This window comes from Variovorax sp. V15 (assembly GCF_041154425.1).
GTDB classification, from domain to species: domain Bacteria; phylum Pseudomonadota; class Gammaproteobacteria; order Burkholderiales; family Burkholderiaceae_C; genus Variovorax; species Variovorax guangxiensis.
Genome location: NZ_AP028659.1, coordinates 1,617,345 through 1,632,657, shown reverse-complemented (window position 1 = coordinate 1,632,657; position 15,313 = coordinate 1,617,345). Strand labels below are relative to the sequence as shown.

Annotated in this window: 13 protein-coding genes; 6 read left to right on the top strand and 7 right to left on the bottom strand. The window is 67.2% G+C overall.

The features are described 5' to 3' along the window. Positions 1–16: 16 nt before the first annotated feature. The 4 genes from ACAM57_RS07905 to ACAM57_RS07890 all read left to right on the top strand — a co-directional run bounded on the left by ACAM57_RS07905 (position 17) and on the right by ACAM57_RS07890 (position 4,949). Positions 17–2,209, top strand: a complete 2,193-nt coding sequence (locus ACAM57_RS07905; RefSeq protein ID WP_184642729.1) for an ATP-binding protein — start codon at positions 17–19, stop codon at positions 2,207–2,209. Next, positions 2,206–2,832: a response regulator transcription factor gene (locus ACAM57_RS07900; protein ID WP_184642728.1), complete on the top strand. Its 627-nt coding sequence runs from the start codon at positions 2,206–2,208 to the stop codon at positions 2,830–2,832. Before ACAM57_RS07905 ends, ACAM57_RS07900 begins: the two co-directional genes overlap by 4 nt. Positions 2,833–3,036: 204 nt before the next feature. After that, entirely contained in the window at positions 3,037–4,389 is a 1,353-nt protein-coding gene (locus ACAM57_RS07895) for an MFS family transporter (RefSeq protein ID WP_369661242.1), read from the top strand. A 125-nt stretch (positions 4,390–4,514) separates the two neighbouring features. Next, the gene (locus tag ACAM57_RS07890; protein WP_369661241.1) at positions 4,515–4,949 is read left to right on the top strand and encodes a hypothetical protein; all 435 of its coding nucleotides are present in this window, start codon (positions 4,515–4,517) and stop codon (positions 4,947–4,949) included. A gap of 28 nt (positions 4,950–4,977) precedes the next feature. Here the strand turns inward: ACAM57_RS07890 and ACAM57_RS07885 are convergent, their stop codons facing one another. Continuing rightward, positions 4,978–5,727 (bottom strand): SDR family oxidoreductase, encoded by a 750-nt coding sequence (locus tag ACAM57_RS07885; protein WP_369661240.1) that lies wholly within the window; start codon positions 5,725–5,727, stop codon positions 4,978–4,980. Between the two features lie 115 nt (positions 5,728–5,842). Here ACAM57_RS07885 and ACAM57_RS07880 point away from each other — a divergent pair, with 115 nt between their 5' ends. Beyond that, positions 5,843–6,748, top strand: a complete 906-nt coding sequence (locus ACAM57_RS07880; protein WP_369661239.1) for an AraC family transcriptional regulator — start codon at positions 5,843–5,845, stop codon at positions 6,746–6,748. A 109-nt stretch (positions 6,749–6,857) separates the two neighbouring features. Here the strand turns inward: ACAM57_RS07880 and ACAM57_RS07875 are convergent, their stop codons facing one another. Then, a complete protein-coding gene (locus tag ACAM57_RS07875; protein ID WP_369661238.1) occupies positions 6,858–8,384 on the bottom strand; it encodes a tripartite tricarboxylate transporter permease in 1,527 nt (508 codons plus the stop codon). 16 nt (positions 8,385–8,400) lie between these two features. After that, positions 8,401–8,823 (bottom strand): tripartite tricarboxylate transporter TctB family protein, encoded by a 423-nt coding sequence (locus ACAM57_RS07870; protein ID WP_260319668.1) that lies wholly within the window; start codon positions 8,821–8,823, stop codon positions 8,401–8,403. 251 nt (positions 8,824–9,074) lie between these two features. On the opposite strand from ACAM57_RS07870, the gene ACAM57_RS07865 reads away from it, so the two are divergent. Next, complete coding sequence (locus tag ACAM57_RS07865) at positions 9,075–9,767, top strand: SMI1/KNR4 family protein (protein WP_369661237.1); 693 nt, start codon at positions 9,075–9,077, stop codon at positions 9,765–9,767. 19 nt (positions 9,768–9,786) lie between these two features. Here ACAM57_RS07865 and ACAM57_RS07860 read toward each other — a convergent pair whose 3' ends face one another. The 4 genes from ACAM57_RS07860 to ACAM57_RS07845 form a co-directional block, all read right to left on the bottom strand. Then, positions 9,787–11,052 (bottom strand): TCR/Tet family MFS transporter, encoded by a 1,266-nt coding sequence (locus ACAM57_RS07860; protein ID WP_369661236.1) that lies wholly within the window; start codon positions 11,050–11,052, stop codon positions 9,787–9,789. Between the two features lie 10 nt (positions 11,053–11,062). Continuing rightward, entirely contained in the window at positions 11,063–12,028 is a 966-nt protein-coding gene (locus tag ACAM57_RS07855) for a glycosyltransferase family 2 protein (RefSeq protein ID WP_369661235.1), read from the bottom strand. A 164-nt stretch (positions 12,029–12,192) separates the two neighbouring features. Further along, positions 12,193–14,058, bottom strand: coding sequence for a DUF1963 domain-containing protein (locus tag ACAM57_RS07850; protein ID WP_369661234.1), 1,866 nt, complete (start codon positions 14,056–14,058; stop codon positions 12,193–12,195). Between the two features lie 61 nt (positions 14,059–14,119). Further along, positions 14,120–15,172 carry a hypothetical protein gene (locus ACAM57_RS07845; RefSeq protein WP_369661233.1) on the bottom strand — a complete coding sequence of 351 codons (1,053 nt, stop codon included), beginning with the start codon at positions 15,170–15,172 and terminating at the stop codon, positions 14,120–14,122. Positions 15,173–15,313 lie beyond the last annotated feature (141 nt).

Genomic DNA, 15,313 nt, shown 5'->3' with positions numbered 1-15,313 from the left:
CCCCATGCCGCCCACCATGTCCACCCCCGCCCCCGATCCGACGCATACGGCGTCGGCGACCGCCCAGGCCCGCCCTCGCCGGCGGCATCGCAGCACGATCGCCTGGATGGCCGCGTGCACGCTGGCCCTGCTGCTGATCGGCCTCGCGGGCCAATGGGCGGCGAACCGCGAAGCGAGCTTCCAGGCCGACTCGATCCGCCGCGCCATGGAAGTGCACGTGCTCGGCCTGCGCGACGCCGCCGGCAAGTACAGCTACCTGCCCTTCACCGCGGGCCTGCATCCCGACGTGCTGGCCGCGCTGGCCCGCCCCAACGACATTGCCGCCAAGCAGCGCGCCAATCTCTACATCGAGCGGGTGAACCGGCAGGCCGGTTCCGACGTGCTCTACCTGATCGACATGCAGGGCCTCACGCTGGCGGCCAGCAACTGGAACACGCCTCAGAGCTTCGTCGGCCAGTCGTATGCCAACCGCCCCTACTTCATCGACGCCCGCGCGGGGCGCAACGGCCTTTTCTATGGCGTGGGCCAGACCACCGGCGAGCCGGGGCTCTTCATCTCCTCGCCGGTGCGCGGCGAAGGCGGAGAGATCCGGGGCGTGGTGACGGTCAAGGTCAGCCTGCGCCAGGTGCAGGAAACCTGGACCTTCGTGCGCGACCCCATCCTGCTGACCGACGCTCGCGGCGTCGTGTTCCTGAGCTCGGTACCGTCGTGGATGTACCGGTCATCGCGCCCGCTGCAGGCCACCGAGCTTGAAGGCATGCGTCGCGACCAGCAGTACGGCACGCGCACCAGCTTCACGGCACTGCCGTGGAGGGTGGAACGCGAGGAAGGCCAGCTCGGCTACCTGGTGCGCACCGATATCGGTGGCCGGCCGCGCGAGTACCTCGCGGTGGACGAGCGCCTGCCCGACCTCGGCTGGACGCTGACAGTGATGACCGACCACGCGGAAGTCTCCAATGCCCGCGAGCGCGCCTGGATGCTGGGCCTGCTGTGCGCCGTCGTGCTGCTGCTGGCCGGCCTCTACTGGCAGCTGCGCGAACGCCGCTTCGCCGAGCAGCGCGACGCGCGCCGCGTGCTGGAGCTGCGCGTGCGCGAGCGCACCCACGACCTCGACGAGGCCCATGCCTTCCGCAAGGCGATGGAAGACTCTCTGCTGGTGGGCATGCGCGCCCGCGACCTCGAAGGCCGCATCATCTACGTGAACCCGGCCTTCTGCGAAATGACCGGCTATGGCGCCGACGAGCTGCTGGGCAAGCTGCCGCCCTACCCCTACTGGCACCCGAACGACGTGACGCAGCACTGGCGCCACTACGACGCGATGATGAGCGGCCAGCCCGTGCGCTCCGGCTTCGAGTCGCGCCTGCGGCACCGCGACGGGCACGAGGTCATCACCATGGTCTACACCGCCGCGCTGATCGATGCCGACGGCAAGCACGCCGGCTGGATGAGTTCGGTGGTGGACATCACCGAACAGAAGCGCGCCGAGCTGCGCCAGCGCCAGAACGACGAGCAGTTGCAGCACGCCCAGCGCCTGGCGAGCCTGGGCGAGATGGCCTCCACGCTGGCCCACGAACTCAACCAGCCGCTGATGGCGCTGAGCAACTTCGCCAGCGCCGCCAAGGCCTTCGCCGAGCAGGGCAACCAGCAATTGCTGGTGAGCAGCCTGGACGAGGCCGTGATGCAGGCGCAGCGCAGCGCCGAGATCGTGCGGCGCATCCGCGGCTTCGTGCGCCAGCGCACCGTGGGCACGGAAGACTGCTCGGTGGCAGCGCTGGCCGGCAACGCCATCGCGCTACTGCAGGGCGAGATCCGCATGCGCCAGGCGCGCGCCGAGCTTCGCATTCCGCCCGGACTGCCCGAGGTGCGCGGCGACCGCGTGCTGCTCGAGCAGGTGCTGCTCAACCTGCTGTCGAACAGCCTGCACGCCATGCAGGCCGTACCGCCCGAGCAGCGGCTGGTGGAGATCGAGGCGGGGCTCAAGGAAGGACGCATGCACATCCACGTGGCCGACCGCGGCCCGGGCATCGACGCCGCCGTGGCCGAGCAGGTGTTCTCGCCCTTCTTCACCACCAAGACCGGCGGGCTGGGGCTGGGCCTGAACATCTGCCGCACCATCGTCGAGGCGCACAGGGGCCGCCTCACCTTTGCCGACCGTCCGGGCGGTGGCACAGTCTTCACCCTCGAGCTGGAAATATCGCCACCGACATGACCCACAACAGCGCCGCTCCCGCCAACAACCTGTGCATCGTGGACGACGACGAGGCCGTGCGCCGCTCGCTCGGCCTGCTGCTGCTGTCGCGCGGCTACGCGGTGCAGACCTTCGCCTCGGGCGAAGCCTTCCTCGAAGGCACCGACCTGCAGCGCGCCGGCTGCGTGATCATGGACCTGCGCATGGAAGGCATGAGCGGCCTGCAGGTGTTCGACACGCTGCGCACGCAGGACAGCCCGCTCGTGGTCATCTTCCTCTCGGGCCACGGCGACATTCCCATGGCCGTGGAGGCCGTTCAGAACGGCGCCTTCGGCTGGCTCGAGAAACCCTGCAACGACGAGCGCCTGCTCGACACCATCGCCCGCGCCCTGCAACAGGCCGGCGAGATCGCCACCCGCCGCCAGGCCCGCCAGGCCGCGCAGGCGCTGTGGGACAAGCTCACCCCGCGCGAGATGCAGGTCGCCCGGCTGGTCGCCGAGGGCAAGCCCAACAAGCAGATCGCGCAGGAACTCGCCCCGCTGGAGCAGCGCACGGTGGAAACGCACCGGGCGCACGTGTTCGCGAAGCTGGGGCTGGCGAACAGCCATCAGCTGGATCGGTTCCTGCGGGAACACTCGCTGTAGCTCGCCGGGCACCGGCCACCGCCGACGGCGCACGCCCGTCGCGGCCCCAATCTAGGTATTTACCCTTGCGTACCGATACGTAGACGGCCAACGGCCGGTTACGGACGACAGCGCTGCCGCGGCCGGACAGACTCGCCGCAACGGCCCCCGCGTGCCTTTTCTTCTTAACGCCGCGGGCCGCAGCCAGAGACAAGGACCCCTTTCATGACCGCCATCGCAAGCGCGGCCGCCGGCGCTTCCAGCCCCGACGCGGCACCCGCCACCGCCAACAACCACACGCCCTACACCTTCGAGGAAAAGCGCAAGCGCATCTTCGCCATCTTCGCCGCCTCGTCCGGCAACCTGGTGGAGTGGTTCGACTTCTACGTCTACGCCTTCTGCGCCATCTATTTCGCGCCAGCTTTCTTCCCCAAGTCCGACCCCACGGTGCAGCTGCTGAACACCGCCGGCGTGTTCGCCGCCGGCTTCCTGATGCGCCCGATCGGCGGCTGGCTGTTCGGCCGCATCGCCGACCGCAAGGGCCGCAAGACTTCGATGGTGACCTCTGTGGTCATGATGTGCGTGGGTTCGCTGGTCATCGCCTGCCTGCCCACCTATGCGCAGATCGGCGCGGCCGCTCCGGCGCTGCTGCTGCTCGCGCGGCTGCTGCAGGGCCTGTCGGTGGGTGGCGAATACGGCACCACCGCCACCTACATGAGCGAAGTGGCGATGCGCGGCCAGCGCGGTTTCTTCTCCTCGTTCCAGTACGTCACGCTGATCGGCGGCCAGCTGCTCGCGGTGGTGGTCGTGGTGGTGCTGCAGCAGGTGCTCGACGAAGCCGAGCTCAAGGCCTGGGGCTGGCGGATTCCCTTCGTGCTCGGCGCCGTGGCGGCCGTTGTGGCGCTCATGCTGCGCCGCACGCTGACCGAGACGGCCAGCAACAAGACCCGCGCCGCCAAGGGCGCGGGCACGATGCGCGAGCTCTTCACCCATCACAAGCGCGCCTTCTTCGTGGTGCTCGGCTACACGGCCGGCGGCTCGCTGATCTTCTACACCTTCACCACGTACATGCAGAAGTACCTGGTGAACTCCGCCGGCATGTCGATCAAGACCGCCAGCAACGTGATGACGGCCTGCCTGTTCATCTACATGTGCATGCAGCCGCTGTTCGGCGCACTGTCGGACCGCATCGGCCGCCGCAGCAACATGCTGCTGTTCGGCGCCCTGGGCGCGCTGATGACGGTGCCCGTGCTGAGCAACCTGCAGAACGTCGGCAGCCCGCTGGTGGCAGGTGCGCTCATCACCCTCGCGCTGGCGGTGGTGAGCTTCTACACCTCGATCAGCGGCATCGTGAAGGCGGAGATGTTCCCGCCCGAGATCCGCGCGCTGGGCGTTGGCCTCTCCTACGCGGTGGGCAACGCGATCTTCGGCGGCAGCGCCGAGTACGTGGCGCTGGGCCTGAAGTCGATCGGGCACGAGTCCTACTTCTACTGGTACGTGACGGCAATGATGGTCGTGGCCTTCACCGTGAGCCTTCTGCTGCCGAAGCAGGCGAGCTACCTGCATCACGACAAGTAAGCAGGCGCTACCGCAATGAAGTTCCGGGAGGCCCGCGCCTCCCTCAAAAAAACGCGGGCCCCTGGGAAAGCTTTTCGAGTCAGCGAGCCGCAAGAAAGCATGAGGGTACGAACATGGCGAGACGGATGGTCCACAACGCAAGCATCACCTTGAAGCTGCCGCGCGACATGGAAACCGGCGCAAGGGTCACGGCCCTTCGGGCCGCCGGTGTCCCGGTCGACGCGGAAGGCAACGCACAGCAGGGATTTCTCTTCGTGCGCTCGGGTGATGGCTACAAGAGTCAGGTCAGCATCTTCAGATGGTTTCCCGACGAGGTGAGCCCCATCACCCGCGGTGCTTCCGGCGCCGCGGAGCCCTCGGCCCGCGAGCATCGCCCCGCAGCACCGCCGGACGACACGCTCGACCACTGGCTGGCCCAGATCCTCACCGCGCCCATCCCCGGCACCGACAGCGCGCTGCAGTGCGAGCCCGAGGCCTTGCCGGCCACCGCGGCTGCGATTGCATCTGCACCTGCACCTGCACCTGCACCTGCGACCGCAACTGCGGCAACGGCAGGCTGAAGCTCGCGGCCGGCGCCGGCCGGCTGCCTCAACCCGCGCCCCGCTGCGCCAGCGCGACCGCGTCGGCGCCCGCCGGAAATCGCAGTTGCCCCGTCGCATCGTTCGCCGCGCGCCAGACCGCCTCGGCGACATCCAACTCCTTCGTCAGTTGCGTGGCCTGCGCCAGCGTACCGAAGATCGACCGAGCAAGGGGCGCATACGGCTCGGTGATCAGGCCCTGCATCCGCTCGCCACCGTTCTCGGTGAATCGCGTCGTGGGCGCGTAGCCGGGTTCGACGAGCTTCGCGGCGACATCGAATGCCCTCAGTTCGTGAGCGAGCGAGGCCGTGAAGCCCTCGATCGCCGTCTTGCTGGCGGTGTAGACCGCAACCAGGGGCATGGGCGCAAGGGTCGCGCTCGAAGTCACGTTGACGATCATGCCCCCGCGGCGCTCGCGGAACGCGGGCAGCACGGCCTGCGTCATGGCCATCACGCCGAAGGTGTTGGTCTCGAAGAGCTCGCGCGTCGTCGCCATCGGTGTGGCCTCGAAGGCACCGAACAGGCCGATGCCGGCGTTGTTGACGAGCACGTCGACAGGGCCTGCCGCGTCCAGCGCGGCGACGATGCTCTCGGGCCGCGTCACGTCGAGCGCAAGCACGCGCATGCGCGGGGAGTCTTCGAAAAGTCCGTCTTGCGGCTTGCGCATGGTCGCGACGACGCTCCAGCCTTGAGCATGGAAATGGCGCGCAGTGGCAAGGCCGTAGCCAGACGAACAGCCGGTGATCAGAACAGTCTTCATGGTGGTCCTCTGAGTGGGTAAGTGAACGAGCGGTTGGAAGGAACTCGTACGATAGGCTCGACCTACCGGACTATCTACAATCATCAGTCCATCATTTGTTTGCGAAAGTCCATCCATGGCCGTCGACCCGCTGTCGCAGGTGATCGCGCTGCTCAAGCCCCGGGCAGTGTTCTCGAAGGTGATCAGCGGCGCCGGACGCTGGGGCGTGCGCTACACACAGTTCGGCCTGCCGAGCTTCTGCGCACTGCTCGAAGGCAGTTGCCTGCTGTCGGTCGATGGAGCGGAAACGCTGACGCTCACCGCGGGAGACTTCGTGCTGCTGCCCACCACGCCCGGCTTCACGATGACGAGCCTGGAGCCCGGCACGCCGGTGCCCATCGACGCGCGCAAGGCGGCCATGGACACGAGCGGCAGCGAAATACGCCACGGCGCGCGCGGCGGCCGGCCCGAGGTGCGGATGCTGGGCGGCTACTTCGAGTTCGACTCGCCCGATTCGGCGATGCTGGTGTCGCTGCTTCCCGCCGTGCTGCATGTGCGGGGCTCGCAGAAGCTGCCGCTGCTGACCCAGATGGTGCGCGAGGAATCGCTGGACCGTCGGCCGGGCCGCGAGCTGGTGCTCACCCGGCTCGTGGAAGTGCTGCTGGTGGAATCCCTGCGCACCACCTCCGGCGAAGAGGCACCGCCCGGCCTGCTGCGAGGCCTGGCGGACAAGCGGCTCGCGGCCGCGTTCCGCCACATGCATGGCGACCCCGCCCGCGGCTGGACGGTGGAACAGTTGGCGCGCAAGAGCGCGCTATCGCGCTCCGCCTTCTTCGACCGCTTCAGCCGCGCGGTCGGCATGCCGCCGATGGAATACCTGCTCTCATGGCGCATGGCCCTCGCCAAGCAGCTTCTGCGCCGCGAAGAGCTGGCGATCGCGGAAGTGGCCGAGCGGGTGGGCTACGGTTCGGCCAGCACCTTCAGCACGGCGTTCAGCCGGCATGTGGGGCAGCCGCCGGGGAAGTTCGCGCGCATGCACTGACGGTGCGCGCGAACGGGGCCGCCTCAAAGCAGTTCGCCGCGTTACCCAGGCGGGCAACGCGGCGAACAGGTCTCTCATTGCTTGCCGCCGAAGCGGCCGGCAGGCGTGTCTATTCCTCCATCGCCGACACGGGTTGCGGCGGCAGGGCCGCGCCCTTGTTCTTGCGCACCTTGATCAGGAACGAAGCCACCTGCCACACGATGAACACGCCGACCAGGCTCAGCAGCGTGGCGCTGATCGGGCGCGTGGCGAAGATGCCGAAGCTGCCGCGGCTCAGCAGCATGGCGCGGCGGAAGTTCTCCTCCAGCATCGGCCCGAGGATGAAGCCCAGCATCAGCGGCGCGGCGTCGAGCTCCAGCCGCATGAACATGTAGCCCATGAAGCCGAAGGCGGCGGTGATGAAGATGTCCTCCAGGCTGTTGTTCACGCTGTAGGTGCCGATGCAGCAGAAGAACAGGATCGACGGGAACAGCACCGCGTACGGGATCTTGAACACCGACAGCCAGTAGCGCACCAGCGGCACGTTCAGCACCAGCAGGAACACGTTGCCGATCCACATGCTGGCCACCAGGCCCCAGAAGAGTTCGGGGTGGCTGCCGATCATGTTCGGGCCGGGCTGGATGCCCTTGATGATGAAGGCGGCCAGCATCAGCGCCATGACGGCGTTCTCGGGAATGCCTATGCTCATCAGCGGAATGAAGCTGGTGCGCGCGGCGGCTTCGTCGGCAGCGGCCTGGCCGGCCACGCCTTCGATGCAGCCGGTGCCGATCTCGTGCTTGTACTTGCTGACCTTCTTGTCGATCGCGTAGGCGGCGAACTGGGCGATGGTCGGGCCGCCGCCGGGCAGGATGCCCAGGAAGGAGCCGACCGCGCTGCCGCGCAGGGCGCTCGGAATGATCCGCTTGAACTCGGCCCAGGTCGGGATCAGGTTGATCTTGCCGTTGAAGGGCGAGCGTTCCTCGCGCGAGTCGAGGTTCTTGGTGATCTCGGCAATGCCGAAGCAGCCCAGCGCGATGCTCACGATGCCGACGCCGTCGACCAGGAACGGCAGGTCGAGCGTGAAGCGCTGCATGCCGCTGTTCACGTCGGTGCCGATGGTGCCGAGCAGCACGCCGATCATGCACATCGCCAGGCCGTTCAGCAGGCTGCCGGTGGTCACGAAGCTCACGCACACGAAGCCCACGAGCATCATCGCGACGTAGTCGGCGGGCCCGAACAGGAAGGCCACTTCACCGAGCACGGGCGCGAGGAACGACAGCACCAGGATGGCGACCGTGCCGCCGATGAAGCTGGAGAAGCCCGCGGTGAAGAGCGCGAGGCCCGTCTGGCCCTTGAGCGTCATCGCATAGCCGTCGATGCAGGCCACGATGCTGCTCGCATGCGGGATCTTCATCGTGATGGCGCTGACGCTGTCGCCGTACTGCGCGCCGTAGTAGATGCCGGCCAGCATGATGAGCGCGCCGGTGGTGGGAATGGAATACGTCAGCGGCAGCAGCAGGCTGATGGTGGCCAGCGGGCCAAGGCCTGGCAGCAGGCCGACGAGCGTGCCCACCGTGCAGCCGATGGCGCAGAACAGCAGGTTCTGCATGGTCAGGGCATGCGAGAACCCGAACGCGAGGTTGTTGAGGACTTCCATGATGCTCGTTCCTTCCTCAGTACAGCGGAAGGTTCAGGCCGAGCAGCTTCTGCAGGGCCAGCGCCATGACGACCAGCCCGGCGGAGATCTTCACGTTGCGCACGACCGAGTAGGACGACGCGGCGAAGCCCGAGCAGAAGACCATGAAGATGATCCCGGCGATCATGTTCACGTACATGGAGATCACCGCCAGGCCGCAGAGGCTGCCCAGGATCAGCGAGATGTTCTTGAAGTTGAACTCCAGCGCCACGCGCTCCACGAAGAACGACCGGATCACAGTGGAAACCGCGATCACCAGCAGCATCGCGCTGATCATGGCGGGGAACAAACCGGGGCCGGCACGGCTCAAGTCTCCGATGGGGTAGCGAAGCGAGGTCAGGCCGAAGGCCAGCGCTATCGCCATGAGGAACAAGCCTCTGACAAGGGTTCTGTTTTTCATCTCTTCTTGTGCGATGGGTTTCGAAATCACCGGCACCGGCAAACCGGGGCTGATCGTCTCCATCCGGGCGGAAGTCCGGACCCCTGCATGCTCTGGCGCCAAACTGATTGCAATCTGACCGGACCGTAAGGGGAATTACGTACGGGCCATGCGGCCAGTACTGCCCAGATGCCGCCCGGAGACCGCCCACCTATACTCGCCGCGCCCCAAACAGCACGGCTGGCGCCCTGCCCCGCCCCGCCACACAGACCATGCAGACAGTTCCTTCCCTGACCGACCGCCTCCCCCGCTTCACCGCCGCCCTCGACCGCCACGAAGCCAGGGTCGAGGAACTCGCCCGGCAGGTCGCCCGGATCGAGGACGAAGACGCGGCCGAGGATTTCGGATATGCCTTCTCGGCGGTCCGCCAGGCCCCCGAGACCCCTGACGCCATCGAGCGCCTGGAGGCCCGCATCGGGATGCGCCTGCCCGAGCCGCTGAGGGCGCTCTATGAATCGCTGGGCGCCTTCTCGCTGCTGCCCGAGAACCGCATGCGCCATCTCGACCTGCTCTCCATCGACAGATTGCTCTCCTGGGCCGAGAGCCCGGACGTCGACGACGCCTGGCCCAGCCTCATGGGAGCGCTGTGCACCTTCGGCAGCCGGCGGGAGTTCGGCGGGCTGAAGCCGGCCTCGCAGGAAGCGCTGACGGAGCACTACGTGGTGTTCGGCTGGGCGCACCACCGCTATGAAGACCGCACGCTGCTGGCCTTCGACCGGAACGGCGCCTTCCACAACGTCGTCTACGAGCACGACGCGGGCGAAGAGGACTGGGTGGCGCGCTACCAGCCGCTGTGCCGGAAGGCGCTGGCCGGCATCGACCTGGACGAGATGCTCGCCGCCCATGTCGCGCTGGCGACGCGGCGCATGGAGCACCAGTTCGACGAGGGCGAGTTCCTGGGCTGAAGCGGCCCGCCCGGCGGCCTCAGGTCGGCTCGGTCGCTGTTTCGCCGGCTGCCGCCACCGCAGGCCGCGTGCGTCGCCATGCGACCCGCATGCCCACGCACAGGAACAGTGCGGCAATGAAGAACGGCGCGCCCGGCAGCTGCACCGGTGCGTCCACGCCGATGAAATAGCCGAAGCTGCCGGCGAAGGCCGCGGGCCCGACGATGCCCGCCACCGACACCAGGCTCGTCAGCGCACCCTGGATGCGCCCCTGCTGCGCCGCGTCGACCTGCTGCGTGACCAGCGCCTGCGCTGCTGGCCCCGCGAAGGCCAGCAAGGTGCACAACGGCAGCGCGAGCATGAAGACCGCCACGGCATCGGCCACGCCGCAGATCGCGAAGCCCAGCACGCCGCAACCCAGCCCGAACAGCAGCGCCGCGCGCTCGCCGAAACGCTTCACGCCCGGCCCGATCAGCAGCGCGTTGACCACCACGCTCAGCACGCCCACCAGGCCGAGCACCCACCCCACGGTGTCTTCCTTCCACTGGAAGCGGTAGTCGGCGAAGAGCACGAACACGCTCGGGTACACGTACTGCGCGAGGTTGACCAGGAAGATCACCGCCGCCAGGCCGAACACCTGCGGATAGCGCTTCAGCAGCATCAGCGAGCCGACCGGGTTGGCATGCGACCAGTCGAACTTCAGGCTGCGCCGCTCTGGCGGCAGCGATTCGGGCAGCACGAACCACCCGTAGCAGAAGTTGAGCATCGTGAGGCCGGCCGCGAACCAGAACGGCAGGCGGGCATCGATGTGGCTCAACTGGCCGCCGAGCACCGGACCGAGCACCAGGCCCACGCCGAAGGCCGCGCCCACGATGCCGTAGCTCCTGGCTCTTTCTTCCGGCGCCGTCACGTCGGCGATGTAGGCATTGGCGGTGGTGAGGCTGGCCGAGAACACGCCCGACACCACGCGGCCGATGAAGAGCCACGGTAGGCTGTCGGCAAGGGCCATGAACACGAAGTCGACGGCAAGGCCCAGGCATGACAGCAGGATCACAGGCCGCCGCCCGAAGCGATCGGACAGCGCGCCCAGCACCGGTGAGCACACGAACTGGATCGCCGCGAACGCCGTGCCGAACACCGCGATCCAGTACGCCGCGGTCGCGGCGCTGCCGCCGGCCAGCCGCTCCACCAGATGCGGCAGGCCTGGAAGGATCAGGCCGAACGCGAGGAAGTCGATCAGCACCGTGATGAAAATGAAGGCGAGCGCGGCGCGGCGCACGCGCGGTGCCTGGAGGGTCGGACTCATCGCTGCAACCTCAACCGCTGCGGCTCAGGTACTTGCCCACGCGCGGGCGAACCTCGCGGATGCCACCGAGCCTGCCGAGCAGGCCGTCGATGCAGCCGACCAGCAGCGCGACGCTCTTTCTCAAGCGGTCGCGCTCGAAGATCAGCATGGGCAGGATCTGCTTGAGCGTGTAGACGTTGATGAACAGGATCGCCGGAAAGGCACGCATGTGCGCCAGCGAGAGGTCGAGTGCATTGCGCGAGATGTAGTAGCGCCGCACGGCCGGATAGTTGATGACGTAGATCTTCCAGCCGAACAGCGACTTCGCCTCGAGGTCGCCGATCTGGTGCCGCAGCACCACCTGCGTGTTGAGATAGAGCGGCACCTCGCTGCGCAGGGCGCGCATGCAGTAGTCGGTGTCGACGTGGTCAATCACGTAGCGCTCGTCGAAGCGCCCGACCTTGGCCCAGGCCCCGCGCGAGATCAGAGAGCCCGACGAGATCATGAAGGCGCAGCGCGCCAGCGGCTCGGTGAAGGGCTTGCGCAGGTCGAGCTGGTAGACGCGCCTGCCCTGCAGGCCGAATTGCGGGATCAGCGCGTCGAGGTTGGTGTCGTGGACGAGCGGGCCGATCAGGAAGGCAGCGTCTTGCTTGCCTTCACCGGAAGCCTTTCTCTGTGCCGTCTCCGCCGCCTGGCACATTGCGTCGAAGTAGCCAGCGGGCAGCACCGAATCCTGGTCGAGCAGGAAGAAGAGTTCGACGCGTTGCGCTTCGAGCTCGGTGATGCCGCAGTTGAATGCGCCCGCGATGCCGCCACGGTTGCCGTTGTGGAGCACGGTGATCCCCGCGTCGACGACCAACCGGTGCCACTCGCCCGGCTCCGGCGTGTTGTCGACCACGCACAGACGCGGACACGAGCGCGAAAGCGTATGGAGATTCGTCAGTTGCCCGTCGGTGGGGAAGTACGTGACGACGACGGCACCGAACGAAAAGGACATCGCGGCTTCTCCGGTTGATGGAGCCGGGCGGACGCCCGGACCGGCGCGATTCTAGGTATGGGAATGCGTGCCGACGCCTCATCCGACACGGCGGAATGCGGGTATTGCGAAAGAACAACGCGAGCGGGACTGCGAAAGTTCTAGTCCGCACAAACGACGCGGACTCAGCTGCTTTCCAGGCTCCAGTGCACGCGCGAGAAGTCGCCCAGGGCCAGGTCCTTCTCGTGGATGCTGAAGGTGAAAGTGCCGGCATCCCAGAAGCAGAAGCCGGGCTTGTTGTCCGAATCGAGCGTGAGCAGGTTGATCCACTCCTGCGGCAGGCCGCCCCTTTCGCGCGAGGCCTGCTCCTGCGGGTTCTCGTGCTGTGTGAAGACGTGTGCGTTCATCAGGTGTGCGCCGTTCCTGCGCTCGCCATCGCCGGCGAGTTCGGCTTCGAGCGCCCAATACGCTTCCTGCAGCTTGTCGTCCCTGTCGATCTCGAGCAGCGAGGCGTCTTCACCGCTCAGGCGACCTCCTCCGGCGTTGTAGAGGTTCGGCAGCGACACGGTGGCGTCGATGCGGACCTTGTAGCCTTCATGAGCGTCGCTCACGTCGAAGCCATCGGCGAACTCCGCGCCCTCCGGCCATGCATAGGGCTGCAGCTCGGCGGCAGAAGCATTCGAATGCAGCACGCGCACACCGTCGCCCTCCTCCTGGCCCTCGCCGAAGAAGTAGAGGCGGCCGGTGCGCGGCAGCCACGACTGAAGCCCGGCGATTTCTGCAAGATCGATCTGCGCGTAGAAGCGCCAGAGCTTTCCGTCGGTGGCCGGGTAGTCGATGCCGGGCGGCAGGTCCGGCCTGCCGCCGATGCGCGTGCCGCCCGGGATCGCATAGTTCTCACGCTCCGTGGTGCACAGGCGCAGCGCCTGGCGCGCGTGGCGCCGAAGCGGCCCTTCGTAGGCCTTGAGATCGTGACGTGCCAGCGCATCGCTCAACAGCGCCACATGCCGCGGGCTGTTGCGTGCCATGAAAGCCTCGCGGTCGATCGCGACCTCCACGTCGGGGCGATAGCGGATGTCGCGGAAGAGCGCTTCGTTCTTCCTCTCGATATTGACCTTCGCGATGTTCCGCAGCGAAGCCGGCAGCGACTCGAAGGGATTGCGGTTGATGCTCAGCAGCTGGAGGGCCGGCAGGTGGCCTACCGATTCAGGCAATGTCTTGAGCAGGTTCCCGTCCAGCAGCAGTCGTTGCAGATGCACGAGCTCGCCGATGCTGTCGGGCAATGTCTCGATCTGGCAGTACTGGAGCGAAAGCACTTCCAGCGATTCGAGCGTCCCGAGGTTCTCGGGAAGACGGGCGATATGGCGGCTGCGCAGATGCAGCTCGCGCAGGCGCGTCAGCGTGCAAAGGGATTCGGGCAAGGCCGTGACGGCCTTCTCGGGGTTGCCTGTCCATAGGTCTTCCATCGACAGGAACTCGAGCTGCGTGAAGCGCAGCAGTTCCTCGCGCCACACGGCATCCCAATGGCTGATGATCAACCGCCGCACGCGCTCTGGCGGAGCAGCCATCGCCTCATCGAAGCTGCCGTAGGTGTGCGCGCGCAGTTCCACCTCTCCCGGCGTGCAGTGCCACACCACGTCGACCGCAACGCCCTCTTCGTCCGTCTCGTAGTCGTGCCGCAGCAGGCCGTGCATTTCGATGCGGTCGGGCCGCAGGTCGATCTCGCCGAAGAAGCGCGTGCCGAAGTCGAAGCCCTTCTCCCAGAGATAGAAGCCGTGCGTCGGCTGATCCTTCATGTAGCGCACGCGCCGGTGCGGCGTGTCGTGGTTGTCATGGAAGTGAAAGGTCGAGGAGCGGAACGAAGGAGCAACCTGCCCCGGCGCCGGGTTGTCGGAGCCCTCGGGGTCGAAGGGCGGCGCGTGCAGCGCCTTGTCGAAGGCGACGGGCCGCGCCTTCAGTTCGAAGGACATGCCGCCGTCCTCGAAGACGACCTGGGTATCCGGCGCGAACTCGAATGCGCACTTGCCGATCTGGAACTTGTTGCTGGACATGGGTGAGAGACTTCTTCCGGGGGATGAGCAAGCGAGCCTGGCTGCCGATGGATGGGCGGGCTCAGGGTTCGCCGTAGAACAGCGCCGTCCAATGCTCGCCGTCGAACTCCAGCGCCCCGTGCCAACCGGCAACCAGCATCCTGCGGCCATCCGGCGACACATCGAGCCGCCGCGATGCCAGCGAGCAGCCCTTGGGCATCGGTTGCCGGCGTGCATCCATGGCCAGCACCATCCTGCCGCCCTGGAGCACGTAGCAGCCGCCCGTGCTGCCGGTGCACCAGAGCCGGCCGGCGAACCAGGCGCTGTCGAGAAAGCTTTCGCTGTGCGGCTTCGGAGTCAGGCAACGCCAGCTGTCGTCGCGCCCTTGCCATACGTGGCCGCGCTCGTCGGTGACGTAGGCCGTGCCGTCGGGCGCAACGGCCACAGTCTTCAGATCCAGCGTCGAGGGAAAGGGCAGCTGCCTCCAGCGCCCTTCATGCCGTCGCCAGGCGGCGCCGCGCGAGCCGACCACGTACAGGTCCTGCGCGGACAGGCCGGCAAGATCGTTGAAATCCGAGTTCGACAGGGCCTCGTCAGCAACATCCGGCTCCGTGCTGGCCAGCCCCTCGGGCAGCGGAATCTCCGTGTGCTCGCGCCATTGCCCGGGGCCCAGTCGCTCGTACACCCGGAACGGCGCACCGACCGAGAACACCGTGGTGCCGGCGCGCGCGGTGCGCAGCACGATGCTGTCGTACCTGAGTCCAGAAACGGGATGCGGCTCGCCCGCGCCATGAAACGGAATGCGCGCCTCCTGCCCCTTGTGGACTTTCGGCTTGTAGGCCAGCGTCTCCCGCCCGATGCCCACCGAGACGAACTCCGAATGGTCCGGCGCCCAGGCGCTGGACAGATCGCAGCCCAGCCCCAGCGCATGGGTGGTCAGCGTGAAGAACCGCGTCTCGGCCGGATTCGCCAGCTTGACGGCGAGCAGCCGGACCTTGAACGGCTCGTCATGGTCCTTGTCCTCCTGCTCCTCGAACAGCAGGAAGCCAAGGCGGCCATCCTCGAAGCCGATGGTGCAGTCGCGGATGAAGTAGCCGTCGAAGAAGCGGCGGTAGGTGTCGCGGTCGAAGATCATCGGGCGGAAAAGACCTGGCCTTGCAATACCTTCAACCGCGCCCGCCGCTGCGCACACGCAGCAGGTTGTCGTGTTCGTGCAGTTCGATGAATTCGCCGCTTGCCGCGGCTTCGGGGTAGATGGGCGCTTCGCCCGGCATGA